This window comes from Faecalibacterium sp. PGM34 (genome assembly GCF_054456555.1).
Genome location: NZ_CM136898.1, coordinates 2136815 through 2155765 on the forward strand (window position 1 = coordinate 2136815; position 18951 = coordinate 2155765).

The 18951-nt window shown below is 58.6% G+C and carries 15 protein-coding genes; 5 read left to right on the forward strand and 10 right to left on the reverse strand.

The window, feature by feature from the left end; translation table 11 throughout:
• Positions 1-231: 231 nt before the first annotated feature.
• From ACXPUX_RS10240 to hprK, 5 genes are read right to left on the reverse strand one after another with little or no spacing between them, the layout of a single operon-like run.
• Positions 232-3741: a DNA polymerase III subunit alpha gene (locus tag ACXPUX_RS10240; RefSeq protein ID WP_458828209.1), complete on the reverse strand. Its 3510-nt coding sequence runs from the start codon at positions 3739-3741 to the stop codon at positions 232-234.
• On the reverse strand, positions 3738-4670 hold the full coding sequence (gene whiA / locus ACXPUX_RS10245; RefSeq protein WP_118657586.1) for a DNA-binding protein WhiA: 933 nt from the start codon (positions 4668-4670) through the stop codon (positions 3738-3740). Before whiA ends, ACXPUX_RS10240 begins: the two co-directional genes overlap by 4 nt.
• Before the next feature lie 16 nt (positions 4671-4686).
• Entirely contained in the window at positions 4687-5550 is an 864-nt protein-coding gene (gene rapZ / locus ACXPUX_RS10250) for an RNase adapter RapZ (protein WP_458828210.1), read from the reverse strand.
• A 31-nt stretch (positions 5551-5581) separates the two neighbouring features.
• A complete protein-coding gene (gene murB / locus ACXPUX_RS10255; RefSeq protein WP_458828211.1) occupies positions 5582-6478 on the reverse strand; it encodes a UDP-N-acetylmuramate dehydrogenase in 897 nt (298 codons plus the stop codon).
• Between the two features lie 28 nt (positions 6479-6506).
• Positions 6507-7442 (reverse strand): HPr(Ser) kinase/phosphatase, encoded by a 936-nt coding sequence (hprK, locus tag ACXPUX_RS10260; RefSeq protein WP_458828212.1) that lies wholly within the window; start codon positions 7440-7442, stop codon positions 6507-6509.
• A 269-nt stretch (positions 7443-7711) separates the two neighbouring features.
• On the opposite strand from hprK, the gene ACXPUX_RS10265 reads away from it, so the two are divergent.
• The 3 genes from ACXPUX_RS10265 to ACXPUX_RS10275 are packed head-to-tail and all read left to right on the forward strand — an operon-like array spanning position 7712 to position 11529.
• Positions 7712-9493, forward strand: coding sequence for a Na/Pi cotransporter family protein (locus ACXPUX_RS10265; RefSeq protein WP_458828213.1), 1782 nt, complete (start codon positions 7712-7714; stop codon positions 9491-9493).
• 3 nt (positions 9494-9496) lie between these two features.
• A complete protein-coding gene (locus tag ACXPUX_RS10270) occupies positions 9497-10183 on the forward strand; it encodes a response regulator transcription factor (protein ID WP_249240080.1) in 687 nt (228 codons plus the stop codon).
• Positions 10180-11529: a sensor histidine kinase gene (locus tag ACXPUX_RS10275; RefSeq protein WP_458828214.1), complete on the forward strand. Its 1350-nt coding sequence runs from the start codon at positions 10180-10182 to the stop codon at positions 11527-11529. Before ACXPUX_RS10270 ends, ACXPUX_RS10275 begins: the two co-directional genes overlap by 4 nt.
• Here ACXPUX_RS10275 and ACXPUX_RS10280 read toward each other — a convergent pair.
• From ACXPUX_RS10280 to ACXPUX_RS10290, 3 genes are read right to left on the reverse strand one after another with little or no spacing between them, the layout of a single operon-like run.
• Positions 11526-12482, reverse strand: a complete 957-nt coding sequence (locus tag ACXPUX_RS10280; RefSeq protein ID WP_458828215.1) for a hypothetical protein — start codon at positions 12480-12482, stop codon at positions 11526-11528. The two genes, ACXPUX_RS10275 and ACXPUX_RS10280, sit on opposite strands and share 4 nt — an antisense overlap.
• Positions 12479-13264: a hypothetical protein gene (locus ACXPUX_RS10285; RefSeq protein WP_458828216.1), complete on the reverse strand. Its 786-nt coding sequence runs from the start codon at positions 13262-13264 to the stop codon at positions 12479-12481. The genes ACXPUX_RS10280 and ACXPUX_RS10285 overlap by 4 nt, the downstream gene beginning before the upstream one ends.
• Complete coding sequence (locus ACXPUX_RS10290) at positions 13261-14727, reverse strand: spore germination protein (RefSeq protein WP_458828217.1); 1467 nt, start codon at positions 14725-14727, stop codon at positions 13261-13263. The genes ACXPUX_RS10285 and ACXPUX_RS10290 overlap by 4 nt, the downstream gene beginning before the upstream one ends.
• A 77-nt stretch (positions 14728-14804) precedes the next feature.
• Between ACXPUX_RS10290 and ACXPUX_RS10295 the strand changes: the two genes are divergently transcribed.
• The gene (locus tag ACXPUX_RS10295) at positions 14805-15497 is read left to right on the forward strand and encodes a DUF421 domain-containing protein (protein ID WP_458828218.1); all 693 of its coding nucleotides are present in this window, start codon (positions 14805-14807) and stop codon (positions 15495-15497) included.
• Positions 15494-15862 (forward strand): DUF4363 family protein, encoded by a 369-nt coding sequence (locus ACXPUX_RS10300; protein WP_458828219.1) that lies wholly within the window; start codon positions 15494-15496, stop codon positions 15860-15862. The genes ACXPUX_RS10295 and ACXPUX_RS10300 overlap by 4 nt, the downstream gene beginning before the upstream one ends.
• A 115-nt stretch (positions 15863-15977) precedes the next feature.
• On the opposite strand, the gene nrdR is transcribed toward ACXPUX_RS10300, so the two are convergent.
• Positions 15978-16445 carry a transcriptional regulator NrdR gene (gene nrdR, locus ACXPUX_RS10305; RefSeq protein WP_458828221.1) on the reverse strand — a complete coding sequence of 156 codons (468 nt, stop codon included), beginning with the start codon at positions 16443-16445 and terminating at the stop codon, positions 15978-15980.
• Between the two features lie 16 nt (positions 16446-16461).
• Positions 16462-18795 carry a protein translocase subunit SecF gene (gene secF / locus ACXPUX_RS10310; protein WP_458828222.1) on the reverse strand — a complete coding sequence of 778 codons (2334 nt, stop codon included), beginning with the start codon at positions 18793-18795 and terminating at the stop codon, positions 16462-16464.
• Positions 18796-18951: the final 156 nt, after the last annotated feature.

The window sequence follows — 18951 nt, forward strand, 5'->3', positions numbered from 1 at the left end:
CCCTTTTGCCTGTACCCTCTTCTTCCAGAAACAGGCCAGTTGCTTTGCAACAGCTTTGATTCGCCTTTAATGATTATAGCACACCATCCAGACAAATTTCAATAGGGTTTTGAGACTTTATGCAATTCCATGCAGTGCAAAATAGCAGCGATATATCGTACTATTTTTGCATTTTGTGCCACTTGGAAAATTTAAAATCGTCCCATGCGGTGCCATTCGTGCACAAATATGTCATTTTGTTGCAACGTTTTCCGCGCCCAGCAGACGCTCCAGCTCTTTGAAGAAGAGCGGATGACCGGAAGTGTACAGTCGGCGCGGTGCGGCCAGCTTCTGCTTGGTATCCTCCAGATACAAAATCACCGGGATATCACCATCAAAAATCTCCAGCAGGTTCACCACCTTATCGTACTGGGGACAGTTGCGGGACGGCAGACGGATGAACACCCGCCGGGCAGCTGTTTTGACAGGATCCGGGCGGCCTTTATCCAAGCGAGTCGGGTCGTAGCTGTCAATGGGCAGAATGCTGTCTGCCAGCAGCTTGGAGGCTTCATCCTCCCGCACGGAGAGCCGACCGTCGATGACCACAACAGCGTTTTCCTGAATGGCATCCCGGAACCTGTCCAGCACCTTGGGGAACACGATCACCTCCATGGTGCCGGTCAGATCCTCCACGCTGGTAAAGGCCATCATGCTGTTGGATTTGGTCGTCATCATGCGGTTTTTGACCACTGCACACACAATGCGCACCTTTTCGCCGTCCTGCACATGGGCATCCTCGCCGGTGAGGGCTTTGATGGTGTGGGAGCCAATGCGGGCAGACTTTTCCCGGTAAGCGTCCAGCGGATGGCCGGACAGGTACAGGCCGCTGACCTCTTTTTCCTGCTGCAGCAGCTCGGCAGGGGTGTACTCTGCCAAGGGGCGGATCTCGTAGACGTCCGCCTGCGGGCTTTCCTGCACTTCCCCGCTCATTACGGAGAACAGATCCAGCTGCCCTTCCAGATTGCGGCGGGAGTCGGTCTCGATGCTCTTGAGGATGCCCTCTACCGCCTCCACCATGCTGTGGCGGTTGGAGCCGAAGCAGTCAAAGGCACCGGCTTTGATCAGGCTTTCCACCGAGCGGCGGTTCAGCTCGCTGCCGTGCATCCGCTTGCAGAAATCGTAAAGGCTGGTGTAGGGCTTTTCCCTGCGCTCGGTGACTGCGTTCTCGATGAGGTTGCGGCCTACGTTTTTTACGGCGTTCAGGCCAAAACGGATCTGGCCGTTATCATCGGCGGTAAAGCCGCCGTTGGAAATGTTCACATCCGGCGGCAGGACTTTGATGCCCAGACGGGCGCACTCGCCGGAATACTCAATGACCTTATCCGTATTATCCAGCACACTGGTCAGCAATGCTGCCATGAACTGGCTGGGGTAATGGCACTTGAGATAAGCGGTCTGGAAAGCTACATAGGCGTAGCAGGCTGCATGGCTCTTGTTGAAGGCGTAGGACGCAAAGCTGGACATTTCGTCGTAGATCTGGTTTGCCACCTGCTCCGGGATGCCGTTGGCTACGCAACCGGGGCATTCGTGGCCGGGCTCGGTGCAGCCGTGCACAAAATGTTCCCGCTCTGCCTCCATGACGGCATGCTTCTTTTTGCTCATGGCGCGGCGGACGTTATCTGCCTGCCCGAAGGAGAAGCCTGCCAGTTCCCGGAAGATCTGCATGACCTGCTCCTGATAGACGATGCAGCCGTTGGTCACATCCAGAATGTGCGCCAACTGCGGGGTCTTGTAGCTGATCTTATCCGGCTCGTGCCGGTTGCGCAGATAGGTGGGAATGGAGTCCATGGGGCCCGGGCGGTACAGACTGATCAGAGCGATGACGTCTTCAAGGTTCTGGGGCTGCAACCCCACAAGCACCTGCTTCATGCCGGAGGATTCCAGCTGGAACACGCCCTCGGTATCGCCCTGCCCCAGCATTTTGTAGGTATCCGGGTCGTCATAGTCCAGATCACGGATGGAGAACTCCGGGTGCTGCTTTTGCACCGCCACCTCTGCGTCCCGGATAACGGTCAGGGTGCGCAGCCCCAGAAAGTCCATCTTCAAAAGACCCAGTTCCTCGATCTCGGTCATATTGAACTGGGTCACCGGCAGGCCGTCGTTAGTGGCAAGCGGCAGATAATAATCGGTCGGCTCCGGCGTGATGACCACGCCCGCCGCGTGGGTGGAGGCGTGCCGGGGCATTCCCTCCACCTTTAATGCGGTGTCGATGAGCTCAGTCACCTGCGGGTCGGTATCGTAGAGCTTTTTCAGCTCACTGGAAACTTCCAACGCCCGCTTGAGGGTCATTTTCAGCTCCATGGGCACGAGCTTTGCCACAACGTCCACCTGCTGGTACGGGATGCCCATCACGCGGCCCACGTCCCGGATGGCGTTACGGGCAGCCATAGTACCAAAGGTGACGATCTGCGCCACATGGTCCGCACCGTATTTGCGGTTGACGTAGTCGATGACCTCCTGTCGGCGTTCGTAGCAGAAGTCCACATCGAAATCCGGCATACTGACGCGTTCGGGGTTCAAAAAGCGCTCGAAAATCAGGTTGTAGCGGATGGGGTCGATATCCGTGATGCCCACGCAGTAAGCGGCAATACTGCCCGCGCCGGAGCCGCGTCCCGGCCCTACCGGGATGCCCTGACTTTTTGCAAAATTGATGTAGTCCCACACGATGAGGTAGTAATTGGTATACCCCATGGTCTTGACTACGCCGATCTCGTATTTCAGGCGGTCGATGTTGGCCTGCGGCACGTCCGGGCCGTAGCGGCGTTCCAAGCCATCCCAGCAGAGCTTTTCAAAGTAGGCTTGATTATCCATGCCGTCCGGGGCTTTGTAGTAAGGGATCTTGGTGTGGCCGAACTCAAAGTCAAAATTGCACTGTTCGGCGATCTTTGCCGTATTGGCGCAGGCCTCCGGCACCATGGAGAACAGCTCGTACATCTCGTCGGTGGTCTTGACGTAGAATTCATCGGTCTGGAACTCCATGCGGTCGGCGTCCTGAATGGTCTTGCCGGTCTGGATGCACAGCAGGATGCTCTGCATCTTGGCGTCCTCTTTGCGCAGATAATGGGCGTCGTTGGTGGCTGCCATGGGGATGTCCGTCTCCCGGGAAAGCTTGATGAGCTGCGGTAGAACGGTGGTATCTTCTTTCAAGCCGTGATCCTGCAATTCGATGTAGTAATTCTCCGCACCGAACAGGTCCCGGTACCACAGCGCAGTCGCCTTTGCGCGCTCGTAGTCCCCTGCCAGAATGGCCTGCGGGATTTCGCCCGCAAGACAGGCCGAAAGGCAGATAAGCCCCTCGTGGTATTGCTCCAAAAGCTGCTTATCCACGCGGGGCTTAGAGTAAAAGCCCTCCACAAAACCGGCCGAGACCATTTTGATCAGGTTCTTGTAGCCGGTCTCGTTTTTGCACAATAAGATCAGGTGGTTGTTGCCGTCTATTTTATTTACCTTATCAAAGCGGGTGCGGGTGGCAACATACACTTCACACCCGATGATGGGCTTGATGCCCGCCTTTTTGGCGGCTTTATAAAACTGCACACAGCCGTACATCACGCCGTGGTCGGTGCAAGCAATGGCGGTCTGTCCGCACTCCTTCACCCGCTCCATCAGCTGGTCGATGCGGCAGGCACCGTCCAGAAGGCTGTATTCCGTATGGATATGCAGGTGGGCAAAGGGGCGGGTATTTGCGGTGGATTCACTCATTGTACGGCCTCCTGTCCCTCCTGCTGGCGCTGGCGCAGATTTTCTGCCAGTGCCTCCAGCTTTTTCATCCGGTGCGATAGGCCGGATTTGCTCACCGCCGGGTCAAAGCAGCCGCACAGCGCGGTAAGCGAAAGATCCGGGTATTGCAGACGCTTAGCTGCCGCCTGCTGTAATACCTCCGGCAAAGTTTCCAGCGCGTGCTGCTCCTGCAGATAGCGGATGGCCTTCAGGGTCTGGGCATTCGCCCGCGCGGTTTTGCCAAGGTTTGCGGTATCGCAGTTGGTCTGCCGGTTGGTCTGATTGCGCACCTGCTTGAACGCCTTGAGGACGCTGATCTGGGTCGCAGCATCCGCAGCGCCCATAAAACGGAGCAGCCGCTCCACGTTGGCACCGGTCTTGACGTAGATCAGGTTCACACCGTTGCGGCGGGTGCGGTGAGGCGCAAACTCGTGCTCAGCCAGCAGCGCTTCAAAATCCCGGGCGAGGTTCGTCCGGGAGGTGAGAAATTCCAGATTATATTCCTTTTGCGGGTCGGTGACTGTGCCGCTGCACAAAAAAGCCATGGCAATATAGGCGCTGACGCAGGTCTGGCAGCGGATGAGCCCGGGGTCGATCTGCAAGCTGGTCTCCCTGCCGGTAGTGCCGAACAGCTCATGCAGGCGGGTGACCTGTTCCGCATCGCGGATATTGAACTCATACAGCACACCGCTGGCGCGGGGTTTTTCCAATATCTCGCCTCGGATGCCGCAGCGGGCAAACAGCTGCTGTGCCAGCTGCACCGTGTGGGGCTGCTCGGTTTGCAGCACAAGGCCGCGGGCATCAAAGTATTTGGCAAAGCAGGCAATGCCATAGGCCGCTGCACGCACACAGCATTCCTTGGTGGGGCTGCGCTGCGCGATCTCCTCCCGCGCACTGGATGCAAAACTCATAGTAGTTCCTCTGTTTTCAGCGCACGGCGTCCCGGTGCTGCACCCCGGGCTCGTAGCCCAGAGAGGTGCAGTATTCCGCAAGTTTGCGTGCGAATGTGATGGAGCGGTGCTTGCCGCCTGTGCAGCCCACCGCGATGGTCAGCTGGCTTTTGCCTTCCTTGACATAAAGCGGCAGGGCGTACTGCAAAAAGTTCTCGTACCGGTGCAGCAGCTCCTGTGCTTCGGGGTGGCTCATGACAAAATCCACCACCTCCTGATCCAGCCCGGTTTTGTGCTTCAGTTCCGGCACATAGAAAGGGTTGGGCAGGCAGCGCACATCCAGCACAAGGTCTGCTTCCGGCGGCAGACCAAACTTGAACCCGAAGGACATGATGGTGAGCCGCATGGCGTTTTTTGCCCCGCCGCTTTTCATGAACAGATCGCAGATGCGCTCTTTATTCTGAGAGGTGGAGAGCAGCCCGGTATTGATGGTATAGTTTGCACGTTCCTTTAAGGGCTGCAGGATCTGCCGCTCCTTCAAAAAGGCATCCCGGGTAGAGATACCCTCTGCAATGCTGATAGGGTGGCGGCGGCGGGTCTCGCTGTAACGGCGCATCAGCACCTCGTCCGGCGCATCCAGAAACAGGATCTTATAGGGTGTTTTCTGCTCGTCCAACTGCTGCAGGGCAGCTTCGATCTGCTCTCTGCTGCGGCAGCCTCGCACGTCCATGGAAAGCGCCACCCGCTCCAGCTGGTTGTCGCCCGCCTTGGAAAACGCCGTAATGCTGGGCAGCAGCCCCGCCGGGACGTTATCGATGCAGAAATATCCGATATCCTCCAGCGCATTCATAGCCACAGACTTTCCTGCGCCGGAAAGTCCGCTGACGATCAACAGTTCCATCTGTGTTCCACACTCCCTCTATTCCCGCAGTTCAGCGGACTACGCGGATCTCTTTTTCCAGATCGTAGCCGGTCTTTTCTTTTACGATGGTGCGTACTTCCTCGCACAGCGCCAGCACGTCGGCGCAGGCTGCGCCGCCAAGGTTCACCACAAAGCCGCAGTGTTTTTCGCTGACGGCGGCACCGCCGTGCCGGTAGCCCCGCAGACCGCACTGGTCGATGAGAGCCGCAGCAAAAGCGCCCACCGGGCGCTTGAAGGTGCTGCCTGCACTGGGCTTATCCAGCGGCTGCTTGTCCAGCCGCTTCGCCATCAGTTCGTCCATTTTAGCGCGGATGGCCTCCGGTTCGCCCGGGGTCAGGGTAAACTGCGCCGAGAGGATGCAGCCGCCGTTTTCTTCAAAAATGCTGTGGCGGTAGCGCAGGTCAAGCTCCGATGCCGCTGCCTCTTTTATTTCGCCCTCGGCGGTAAGGTACTGCACCGTGGTCAGCACATCCTTCATCTCGCCGCCATAGGCACCGGCGTTCATGTAGACTGCGCCGCCTACCGTACCGGGGATGCCGTAGGCAAACTCCAACCCGGTCAGGCCGTGCTCCAGCGCCGTTTTGCACAGTGCCGAGAGCCGCACGCCCGCCCCGGCGGTGAGCTGCGAGCCGTGCACCTCCACAGTATCCTGCATGGAGGAGATATCCAGCACCGCACCGTTGTAGCCCTCGTCGGCAAACAGGATATTGCTGCCGTTGCCCAGCAGATAATGCCGGACGCCCTGCGCCTTGCACAGGGCAACGGCGCGGCAAAGCTGTGCCCGATCTGCCGGCTGCACGAACAGCCGCGCCGGGCCGCCGATTTTAAAGGTACAATGCGCTGCCAGCGGCTCGTTTTCTTTATAAGCAATGCCTGCTGCAGTCAGCAGCTGCTTGAGTTGTTCCATAGGGTCAGGCTCCTTTTTATAGAGAGGTTCAGTCCATTTTGTCATCCAGCCCCAGCCGGATCAGCAGCTCCTTGGCCGCGTTGTAACCCATCTTCTTCTGGCGGTTATTGATGGCTGCGGTCTCCAGTACCACAGCCAGATTACGGCCGGGAGAGACCGGGATGCTGGTGCTGGGAATGCTTACACCCAGAATGTCGTAGTATTCGCTTTCCAGCCCGGTGCGCTGGTAGTTCTTGGTGGGGTCCCATACTTCCAGCTGCACCACAAGATCCAGACTTTCGCTCAGCTTGACGGCACCCACGCCGTACACGCGGGCCACGTTGACGATGCCGATGCCGCGCAGCTCGATAAAGTGACGGATGTTTTCCGGTGCAGTGCCCATGATCTGGCGGTTGGACACCTTGCGCAGCTCTACGGCATCATCTGCCACCAGACGGTGACCGCGCTTGACCAGCTCGATGGCCAGCTCGCTTTTGCCGATGCCGCTGTCGCCCAAAATCAGGATGCCCTCGCCGTACACCTCCACCAGCACGCCGTGCCGGGTGATGCGGGGCGCAAGCTCCAGGTTCAGCACGCTGATCAGGCTGCCCATCAAAGTGCAGGTAGTCTCGTTGGAGCGCAGCAAGGCAACTGCGTGCTTCTGCGCCAGCTCCTGCATTTCCGGGAAGGGTTCCAGCTCCTCGCTGCGGCAGACGATGACCGCCGGGGGCTGCTGCCGGAACAGCTGTTCCAGTGCCTCGTAGCGCTTTTCTGCCGTCAGACCGGACAGAAAGTTCATTTCTGCCAGACCCATGATCTGCAAACGGAGCTTATCGAAGTAATCATAGTAGCCCGCCAGAAACAGACCCGGGCGGTTGACCTCGGCGATCTCCACGCTGATCTCATCCAGCGCCCGGGGGGTGTATACTACTTCCATGCTAACGCGGTCGGTCAGCGTTTTAAGCGAAACATTGAACGTACCCATCCTGGTTCCTCCTGTATCCTCTTGCCGCGCTGTGCTGCGGGCACTCTTGTTCCTATTATAATAAAATTCGGCGGCAAATACAACGCCCGGGGCGCTGTTTTTGTACTGTGGGTGGGAAACCGACGCTGCATCGCAGCCCATGCACAGGATTTTTACATTTTTCTTACTTTACATGGGTTTTACATTTCGTCGATTTCAGATTTTACATTGTTTTTCTATACTTAAAGCACAGGAGAAAAACACGTCAAGATAAAGTGAGGAAAACACTTATGACCATTTTTAATGTCTTTTCGCTGCTGGGAGGTCTGGCCCTGTTTTTGTTCGGTATGGACATCATGGGCAAAGCACTGGAAAAGCAGGCCGGCGGCCAGCTGCAGAAAATTCTCAGCAAACTGACCGATAACCCCCTCAAGGGCTTTTTTCTGGGTCTGTGCGTGACCGCCGTCATCCAGAGTTCCAGTGCTACCACCGTTATGGTGGTGGGCTTTGTCAACAGCGGCATCATGGAGCTGCATCAGGCCATTGGCGTGATCATGGGCAGCAATGTGGGCACCACCGTGACCAGCTGGGTCTTGAGCCTTTCCGGTTTGCAGGGCGACAGCCTGTTCATCCAGCTGCTCAAGCCCACTTCTTTTAGTCCGGTGCTTGCATTTATCGGCATTTTGCTGTATATGTGTAAGAGTGAGAAGAAAAAAGGCGTGGGCACCATCCTTATCGGCTTTGCCGTGCTGATGACCGGCATGACCACCATGTCCAACGCGGTGCTGCCGCTGCAGAACGAGGCATGGTTCACCAGCCTGTTCACCCGCTTCTCCAACCCCCTGCTGGGCGTTCTGGTGGGCGCACTGGTCACCGGCATCATCCAGAGCTCCAGCGCCAGCGTGGGCATCTTGCAGGCGCTGAGCGCCACCGGCGTCATCACCTACGGCAGCGCCATCCCCATCATCATGGGTCAGAACATCGGCACCTGCGTAACCGCGCTGCTGTCCTCGGTAGGTGCAAATAAAAACGCCCGCCGGGCTGCCATGGTGCACCTGTACTTCAACATCATCGGTGTAAGCATCTTCCTGTTTGGGTTCTACGGGCTCAACGCAGTCTGCCACTTTGCCTTTGTGAATACCACCATTGAGGCTTGGGGCATTGCAGTGGTGCACTCGGTGTTCAACATTCTGGCCACCGTCATTCTGCTGCCCTTTGCCACCGGGCTGGAAAAGCTGGCCATCCTGACCATTCCCGATTCCCCGGAAAAAGAGGAGTTTGCTCTGCTGGATGACCGTCTGCTGAACACCCCCGCTGTGGCTGTGGAGCGTGCCCGCGGCGCTACCGCTGAAATGGCAGAGCTTGCCCGTGTGGGTGTGGTGCAGGCCATGAGCCTGACCCACGAATGGAACGACGAACTTGCCCAGAAGGTGCGGGACGAGGAAAAAAAGGTAGACCGGTACGAGGACGCACTGGGCACCTATCTTGTTAAGTTGTCCGGCCGGGAACTGAACCACGCCGACAGCCAGAGCGTGAACACCCTGCTGCACACCATCAGTGATTTTGAACGCATCAGCGACCATTCCGTCAATTTGTTGGAATCTGCCGAGGAGATGCACCAGAAGGAGATTCACTTCTCCAAGGATGCACAGGAGGAACTGCAGGTGCTGGAGGATGCGGTGCAGGATACCCTGAGCCGCACCACCGATGCCTTCCGAAAGGGGGATCTGCACCTTGCTTCCAAGGTAGAGCCGCTGGAGGCTGTGGTCAACGAGCTGGTGCGTGCCATCAAGGCGCGGCACATCGCCCGCTTGCAGGCCGGCAGCTGCTCCATCGAGTACGGCTTTGTGCTGGACGATATGCTGACCAACTACGAGCGTGTGTGCGACCATTGCAGCAACGTGGCAGTTGCGCAGATCGAGGTGGCACAGGACAGCTTTGACACCCACGCCTACCTGAACGACCTGCGCCACGGCAACGACACCAAGGAAAGCGAAGAATTCCACCGCCGTCTGGGCCGCTACCGCGAGCGGTATCTGTTCCCGGACGGACAGACTGCTGAGGAGAACTGAGTTATGATTTATATCGTAGAGGATGACGCTTCCATCCGGGAGCTGGAGCAGTACGCCCTGCAATCCAACGGCTACGAGGTGCAGGGCTTTGAGAGCGCCGAGCCCTTCTGGCAGGCCATGCGTGCCGCTGAGCCGGAGCTGGTGATCCTGGACGTGATGCTGCCCGGCGAGGACGGCTTTTCCATCCTGAAAAAGCTGCGCAACACTCCTTCGCTGCGCAAGCTGCCCATCATTATGGTCACGGCAAAATCCAGCGAACTGGACACCGTGCGCGGGCTGGACTGCGGTGCAGATGACTACATTGCAAAGCCCTTTGGCATCATGGAATTTCTCAGCCGGGTGCGGGTGGCACTGCGGCGCTCTGCCCCGGAGACAAGGCCGGACGTGCTGGTTTTTCACGAGATCCAGCTGGATAACGCCCGCCACAGCGTTACGGTGAACAGCACCCCCGTGGAGCTGACCTACAAGGAATACTGCCTGCTGCGGCTGCTGCTGGAAAACACCAGTCTGGTGGTGACCCGCGAGACCATTTTGCAGGTGGTGTGGGGCACTGATATCTCGGTGGAGAGCCGTACCGTGGATATGCACATCCGCACTCTGCGCAAAAAGCTGGGCGATGCGGGGCGTTACATCTGTACCGTGCGCAAGGTGGGCTACAAGCTGTCCGATGAGGAGGCCGAGGAAGAATGAAGCTGCACAGCATGGAAGAAAAGATCAGCTACCGGCTGTTCCTGATGGGCTTTCTGGGGCTTATATTCACCGCAGCGCTGTGCATTTTTGTATTCCATAAAGCCTTTACGGCGCAGGCATGGTCGGGTTTGGAGCGCGAGACCGACCTTGTGTGTGCCGGGTACGAGCAAACCGGAGACCCCACACAGCTGCGTGCCTTTGTGACCGATGATCTGCGCGTGACCTTGATCAGTCAGGACGGCAGCGTGCTGTTTGAATCTGCCACCGACCAGCCCATGGAAAACCACCTGACCCGCCCGGAGATCCGTGATGCCATTGCAAACGGCGAGGGCCGGGACATCCGCGATTCTCAGACTATGGGCTACGAGACCTATTACTATGCGCTCCGGCTTTCCGGCGGGGATGTGCTGCGCGTGGCACAGGACGCCGAGACCGTGTGGTCCATCTATGATGCCACCATTCCGGCCATCGTGCTGAGCTGTGTGGCACTGATGCTGGCCGCTGCGGTGCTGGCTGCCCTGCTGACCAAAGCACTGGTGCAGCCGGTTCTGAACATGACCGAGGATCTGGATCATATTCAGGAAAATGTGCCCTACCGGGAACTGATTCCCTTTGCGGAGAGCATCCATTCTGACCGTATTCTGCGGGAAAACAACGAGAAAATGCGGCAGGAGTTTACGGCCAATGTCAGCCACGAGCTCAAGACCCCGCTGACCAGTATTTCCGGCTATGCGGAGTTGATCGAGACCGGTATTGCAAAACCGGAGGATGTGCCGGATTTCGGCCGCAAGATCCACAGCGAGGCCACCCGCATGATCCAGCTGGTCAACGATATTTTGCAGCTTTCCAAGCTGGATACCGTAAGCGAGACCGGGGACGCCCCCGTGATGGAAACAGTAGACCTTTTGGAGGTTGCCAAGGAGTGCGTGGAGCGCCAGAAACTGAACGCCCGCCGCGCGTATATCTCCCTGACCTATCTGGGCGAGAACGCCCCGGTGCTGGGCAGCCGTGCGCTGCTGGATGAGCTGTGCCAGAACCTGTGCGACAATGCCATCCGCTACAACCGCCCGGGCGGCAAGGTACAGATCATTACCGCCTGCAGCCGGGACGGGCACTGCTCCCTGACCGTAACGGATAACGGCATCGGCATCCCGCGGGAAGCACAGGCCAGTGTGTTCGAGCGCTTCTACCGGGTGGATAAGAGCCGCAGCAAGGCCACCGGCGGCACCGGGCTTGGGCTTGCCATCGTCAAGCACATTGCCCGCATCCACAACGCCCGCATCAAGCTGGAAAGTCAGGTGGACGTCGGCACCACTATTACTGTCACCTTCCCCACCGCCTCTTAATACAGCATGAAATGCACGTCTGTCCGCAATTGCGGGCAGGCGTTTTTTGTCGGGTCAAAGCTTGCGCCATTGCCGCTCCGCAGCACTTCTCGGGCTTGCAGGTGCAGCACATCCACGCCCTCCTGCCAGCAGCCTTGCAAAAGCGCCGTGCACTGCGCTGCAAGCTGTTGCTGCTGCGCCGGCGTGGGCAGCGGGCTGTAGGCGGCACGCTGGCAATCCAGCCGCACAAGTACCTGCGCCTTTTGCAGGGTGACCGAAACGGTGCAGCGCCGGATGCCGATGCGCTCCTCTTCCAGCCAGAGCTGCCGGGTACCGCCCTGACCGGTAAGAAGCCGGTATATCTCGGCCCGCTCCGGGGACAAGGGCGTATTGCCCGCCACGGTATGCAGGACACCGCCCTCCTGCAAAGACACCTCTTCCGCATTCCATTGTAAAATAGGCAGAAGTCCCGGCTCTGTGTGCTCATACAGCCGGGGCGCGGTAGGCGCTGCGGCCTTTATTTGTGTCATCAGGGCATCCGGCAAAGCGGTTTGTGCGGCAAGGTGGTCCACCTCTCCTTCTGCGCAAAGCAGTCTTGCCGCCGTGCGTCCGCAGCCGCGCCGCAGCACCAGCTGCTCGTACTCTGTTAATAATGGTTCTTCCGCTTTTGACAGCAGCAGATAGTCACACAGACGGTAGCTTGCGGTTTGGGGCAGCGCCTGCTCTGCCGCGGCCAGCGCCCGTTCCATCGTTTGCCCCTCTGCCTGCACAAACTGCAATGCGGCAGAGGCATCGGCGGCATCGGCGGCGGCCTGCGGTGCCTGATAGAGCAGCCCTGTCTGATACCCCTGCTCCGTCTGTGCCAGATACACCGCCCGCACCATGCTTTTCTCCGTGCTTTCGCAGCGCAGGAATAAAAGACACCACCCTGCAAGCAGAAAATACAGCAGTTTGCAAGATTTCTGTTTTCTCATGGCTGCACCTCTATTTTCTGCTGCCAGAGCAACCGGATAGCAGTACACAGCATAGCCACCCGATAGACGGCGCACAGCAGCCACAGCAGCAAAAGCAGCGCATCCATGCGGGAAAAGCTGCCGCCGCTCCACGCCCGCAGCAATTCCAGCCGCGGGTATGCGTTGCCGCCAAACAGTAAAGCACCGCCCAGCAAAGCCACAGCCTGCACCGCAAAGCCCCATACCGGCAGCCAGACCGTGCGGTGGGCAGACCGCGCACTGCACAGAAGGGCTCCGGCAAAATATTCTGCATAAACCGGTACGTTCCAGTTTGCTCCAGTCGGCTGTGCCGGGGCAAACAGCCGGTACCAGTGCAGCTGCCCTGCAAGCCCCAACAGGCAGACCAAGCCGCCCACAGCAGCAAACCACCACAGCACCCGCGCCGAGGCGTTCCAGCTTGCGGGACGGACGCCCCACCCTGCCCAGAGCAGCAGCGGCAGAAAGCCCAGCAGCGCCATGGAGGAAAACTCTGCCGTGCACAGCCCTTGTGCCTGCGCGAGAGTGTGCACCAGCTCCATAAAAAGCCCGGCTGTCAGCGCCAGCCGCACCGTAAAGGAGGGCGCTTTGTTTTGCAGCGCCGCTGCTGCCAGTGCAGAAAGGACACACAGACACACTGTGCTGACTGCGCCCAGCCACAGCGCCCGGCGCACCGGAACGCTTTGCGGGATGCCGTCTGCCAGCGCTGCTGTGACTATACTCAGCGTCAGCGCCGCCGGGGTAAAACGTTCTGCGTGCTGCTTCATGACTGCCGTTTCCTCCTCTCCCGCTTTTGCCAGATATTGAACCAGTGCCGGGACAGCTGCCTGTAGTTGCGGCGCAGAACACCGTCCTCGGAAAGTGGCTGCTGCGGGAACGGGTGCGGCGCAAGGTATGGCACGCCCAGTGCTTCGGTGCTGACGATGCTGAGCAGAAAGCCGAAAAACGCCACTGCCAGCCCTACCGGCCCGGCAAGCCCCGCCAGCAGCACCGCGCCGATGCGCAGCAGGGTGGCAGGCTCGTACAGAGCCGGGGTGACAAAGACTGCAATGGCCGTGATGCTTGCCACAAAGATGACCGGCGTGCTCATGAGCCCGGTGGCAATGGCGGCATCGCCGATGATGAGCGCCGACACCAGACTGACCGAGTGTCCCAGTGACTGCGGCATCCTCAGCCCGGCTTCCCGGATGATCTCTAAGATCAGGATCACCAGCAGCATCTCGGCAAAAAGGGGCAGCGGAGTAGCCTTTTCGGCGGCTTCGATCTTATACAGCAGCTGCGGGGGCAACAGCTCCGGCAGATATACCGCCACGCACACAAAGACCCCCGGTAAGAACACCGTAAGGTAGAAAGAAAAATACTTCAGCACCCGCAAAAAAGAGGAAAATACCGCCGTGGAAGCGTAATCATCCAGACACTCGAATTGTTCGCTAAACAGTGCGGGCAGCACCAGCGCCGAGGGGCTGCCGTTGACCAAAATTACCAGCTTGCCCTCACAGAGCTTCGCGGCGGCGACCGCCGGGCGCTCGGTGTAGTGCACCGGGGTGAACAGCCGTGCCTTGCCGGGCAGCAACCACGGCACAAAATAGCTGGAATCCAGCAGCAGCTCCGGCCTTGCACTTTGCAAAATGGCACGCACCCGCTGTACCATGGCGGGGTCGGCACGGTCCTTGCAGTAGCAAAGGGCGTACTCCGTATTACAGCAAGTGTGCGCCTGCGCGGCCTCCTGCACAAGGGTGTCAGTGCGGACAAGACGGCGCAGAAGGCTCAGATTTACCCGCAGCAGATCGGTAAAGCCTTCCCTGCTGCCGCGCAGGTTGCCTTCGCCGGAGGGCTCTTCCACCGAGCGGAATTTGAGCCCCTGCACTGAGAAGGCAATGCCGCTGCTGCACCCCTCTAACAGCAGCACTGCCATGCCGGCGGTCAGCCGCGCTACAAGCTGCGGCATATCCTGCACTGGGGTGCTTTCGGCCGGAAACGCCGAGCCATGCAGGATATGCGCATAGGTTTGCGTACCAGTAAGCCGGACAGAGGCAGACTGCCGCCCGGCGGCGTCCAGCAACAGCTCCCAGAGCGAATCCAAGCTTGCCATACCGTCAAACATTACGATGCACCCCGGACAGCCGTACAAAACGATCTTCTTCGCATAATAATCTGCCGATTTGCCAAACCTAGCATCAAGCGCGGATAGGTTTTCCGCAAGGCTTTGCGAAAGCAACTGCACATCCATCACTCCTTTGTGTGTGCAGTATGCCCGCTTTGCCGCAGCGGAATACGCCGCGCACACCGCACCGGGAGGGTTTGTGCATGAAACTGCTGCTTTGCCGCACCATTATCCTGTATCTCTGCGTTTTGTTTGCCATGCGGCTGATGGGCAAGCGCCAGCTGGGAGAATTGCAGCCGGAGGAGCTGGTATCCACCATCCTGATCTCCAATCTGGCGTCCATCTCCATTGAATCCGAGGATGTGCCCATCACCGCCAGCCTGATTCCTCTGTTTCTCATTGCGGCGCTGGAGCTGTTGGGTTCAGTGGTGAGCTTCCGCAGCCAGAAGTTTTTCAATTTTCTCTCCGGGCGTCCCAAAACGGTCATTCTGGACGGAAAGATCGACCAGAATGCTTTGCGGATGCTGCGGCTGACCACCGCCGACCTGATGGAGGCACTGCGCGGCAAGGATATCTTTGACCCGCGCAGGGTGTCCTACGCCGTAATCGAAACGAACGGCACGCTGTCGGCAGCGCTGCGACCGGAGCAGGAAGCGGCTACCCTAGCCGATTTACAGTTGAAGGTACAGCAGACACAGGCCACTATCCCCTTTGTGCTGGACGGGCAGGTGTTGGAGGATAATCTGCGCTGGTGCGGCAAGGACCGTGCGTGGCTGGAGCGCACTGCCACGGCAAACACCGTTCTGCCGCAGGAGATCCTGCTGCTCATCGGCAACGAGACCGAGGACTATTTTCTGCTGAAAAAGGAAGGTCGTCAGCCGGGAGGAAAACAATGAAACGGATCTATGCGTGTATCCTGATCGTAGCCGCACTGCTGGGGGTATCCCTTTACAGCAGCGGACGGGTGCAGGGCTTTGCGCAGGATATCTCAGCCGACTTGGACTGCGCCCTCGAGGCTGTACGGCAAAAGGACTTTCCCACTGCGCGGCAGGCGCTTGCCGAGGGCGCAGAGTTGTGCGACACCATGCGGGAAACTATGAGCCATCTGCTGCGCACGGCCGACTACACGGAGCTGGAAGCTGCACTGCGGGCGGCAGACGGATACCTTGAGCAGCAAGCCACCGAGGACGCACTGGGCGAACTGCGCCGCGCACAAGTGGAGGTGGAGCGGCTGGAATGGCTCGCCCGGCGGCTGGTGTAAGCGGCGCAAATTATATTTCACGCTTGTCGCGTCCTGCGGGCCGCGACAAGCAATTTTTTACAACAAAAACAGACCGAGAGACGCCCAAAAGCATCTCTCGGTCTTAAATTACAGTTTACTGATTTTCCTTACGGTCGCCCACAAGCTTTTTCAGTTCATCAAGGAAGCTTTCCACATCCGCAAACTGGCGGTAGACCGAAGCAAAGCGGATATAGGCCACCTCGTCGATCTTTTTCAGTTCCTGCATAGTCAGCTCACCGATGCGCACACTGGGGATCTCGCGGTCGTAGGAGCTGAACAGGGACTGCTCGATGCTGCTGACAGCGTGCTCCAGCGTTTCGTAGCTGACAGGGCGCTTGGCGCAGGCGCGCAGCATGGCGTTGAACAGCTTCTGCCGGTCAAAGGGTTCGCGGGAGTTATCCTTTTTGATGACCACCAGCGGCACTGTTTCCACCACCTCGTAGGTGGTAAAGCGCATGTGGCAGTTCAGGCACTCGCGGCGGCGGCGGATGCGCTCGTTATCTTCCGTGGGGCGGGAGTCAATCACCTTGGATTCCTCCGCACCGCAATAAGGGCACTTCATCTTTTGTTCCTCCGCCTCAGTTTTTCTTTTTGCTGCGCTCGCTCCACAGCACCCAAGCCGAGGTGGAAACGCACAGAGAGGTGTACACACCGCTGACCATACCCATCATCAGCGGGAATGCAAAGGTGAAGATGCTGTCCAGACCGTAGAGCTTTGCCACGATGCACATCACGCCCAGTGCCATCACGGTGGTGATGGTGGTGATCAGGGTGCGGCGGGCAGACTGGTTGACCGACTGGTTGACCAGTTCCTCAAAGCTGCCCTTTTTGCCCATGAGAGCACGGTTCTCGCGGATACGGTCGTACACCACAACGGTATCGTTGATGGAGTAGCCGAGGATGGTGAGCATAGCGGCAATAAAGTTGCCATCCAGTGCGGTGCGCAGCAGCACAAAGGTGCCGAACACCACCATCAGGTCGTTGACCAGCGCCAGCACTGCCATCATACCGCCGGTCAGACCGCCGATGTTCCTGAAGCGCAGGGCGATATACAGCAGAATGAGCACCAGTGCAAACACCACAGCCACCAAGCTCTTCTGCAGGAACTTAGTACCCATGGCTGCGCTGACGTTGCTCAGGGACAGCTGGGCAAACTGGTTTTCCGGGTAGTTCTCGTTCAGGGAATCCAGCAGGTTCTCCACCTGCTCGGTGGTCACGGTCTCGGTGCCGGGCATGGAGATCTTCAGGGTCTGGTCACCGGTGGCTACGTTCTCGCCGGTCTGCAAAGTCAGGCCGGTGTTTTCCAGCGCCGCAGCAGCGGTCTTTTGCACAGCGGACTGATCAAAACTGCCCTCGTAGGACAGAGTGATCATGGCACCGCCGGTGAACTCGGTATCCAGATGCACACCGAACACTGCAGCGCACAGCAGAATGACCACCATCAGGCAGGCAGAGAAGGTCAGGAACTTTTTGCGCAGGGATACGAAATCCACCGGCTTCTTTTCAGTCTTTTCCTGCCCGGGCTTTGCAGCACCGTACAGCCACGGGTTGCGCAGTGCCTTGATGGCAGCTGCGCCGCGAATCATGACACGGGTAGCGAACACACCGAACACAAAGTTCAGCAGCACGCCGGTGAGCAGCGTATAGCCGAAGGCGTAGATAGTGCCTGCAGTAGAGGGGCCGAAGGCGAAAAACACAAAGTGCATTGCCTTGGCAAACAGGCCATCTGAGGGGCCGAAGGCACCCATGAGCACGATGGCCACGATGACGATGGTCACATTGCCGTCAATGATGGGGGTCAGGCCGCGGGCAAAGCCGCTCTTCAGTGCGCCATCCAGAGATTTGCCGTTTTTCAGCTCCTCTTTGATGCGCTCGGCGGTGATGACGTTGGCATCCACGCCCATGCCGATGGCCAGAATGATACCTGCGATGCCGGGCAGGGTCAAAGTAAAGCTTTCAAACACCGGGAAGTAGCCGGACACAAAGGCCAGCGTAGCCGCCACCTGACCGGCCAGCGCGATGCAGGCCAGAAAGCCCGGCAGACGATACAGCACCGTCATGAACACCACGATGAGGGCAAAAGCGATCAGGCCTGCCAGCACCATGGCACCAAGGCTATTTTCACCCAGACTGGGGCTCACGGTGGAGTAGCTGTCCACGCTCAGAGCAAAGGGCAGTGCACCGGAGTTGATCTGGCGCGCCATCTTGACCACGGCATCCTGCGTAAAGGGATTGGAGGCTGAACTGGTGATGATGGCCTGTCCGTCGGTGATAGCGGTGTTGACGGTAGCGGTGCTCACGTTCTCGTCGTCCAGCCAGATGCTGATGCTGCCCTTGTCGGCGGCCAGCTTGGTGGTGGCATCGCCAAAAGCCTTGGCACCCTCGGTGGTAAACTTGAGGGCAACGTAATACTCGGAACTGCCGCCGTTGCTCACAGCGCCGTACTGCGCCGAAGCGCTTTCGACCATGGAGCCGTCAAGGATCAGCTCGCCGTCCTTGCTGGCTCCCTCGCGGAAGGTCAGGTAGGCGGTGGTGCCGATCTCCTGAATGGCAGACTCGGGGTCAAAATCCGTCTCGCCGGACTGCCACGGGAACTCCAAAATCAGGCTGTCGGAGTTGTTATCCACATACAGCTCGTAGTCGGTCACGTTCAACGCGACCAGACGGTTCTCGATGACCAGACGGGCGGCATCCAGCTGCTCGTCCGTGGCATCGTAGCCATCCGAGGGTACAAAGGTGACGTTGACGCCGCCCTTGATATCCACACCAAAGCGGATATCCTTTGCACCCTTGATGTAGGTGGTGGTCACATCGCCGTATTTTGCCGCCACGCCAAAAAAGGCGGTGTAGACAAACACAACGATCAGCAGCACGGTAACGACCAGCTGCCATGCTTTGCCTTTTGTTTTCATAAGTCGGGAACCTCCAAAAGCGGCGGCTGTGCAGCCGCAGCCGTTTTTGTTGTGAACCGCAAGTTTTGCCGACGGTTCCTCTCCTCACAGAGCAGCCGTCGTGCCGACCTTTCTGTGATAAAACTCCCCTGCCAGCCCTGCAAAGAGCCCCGCAGA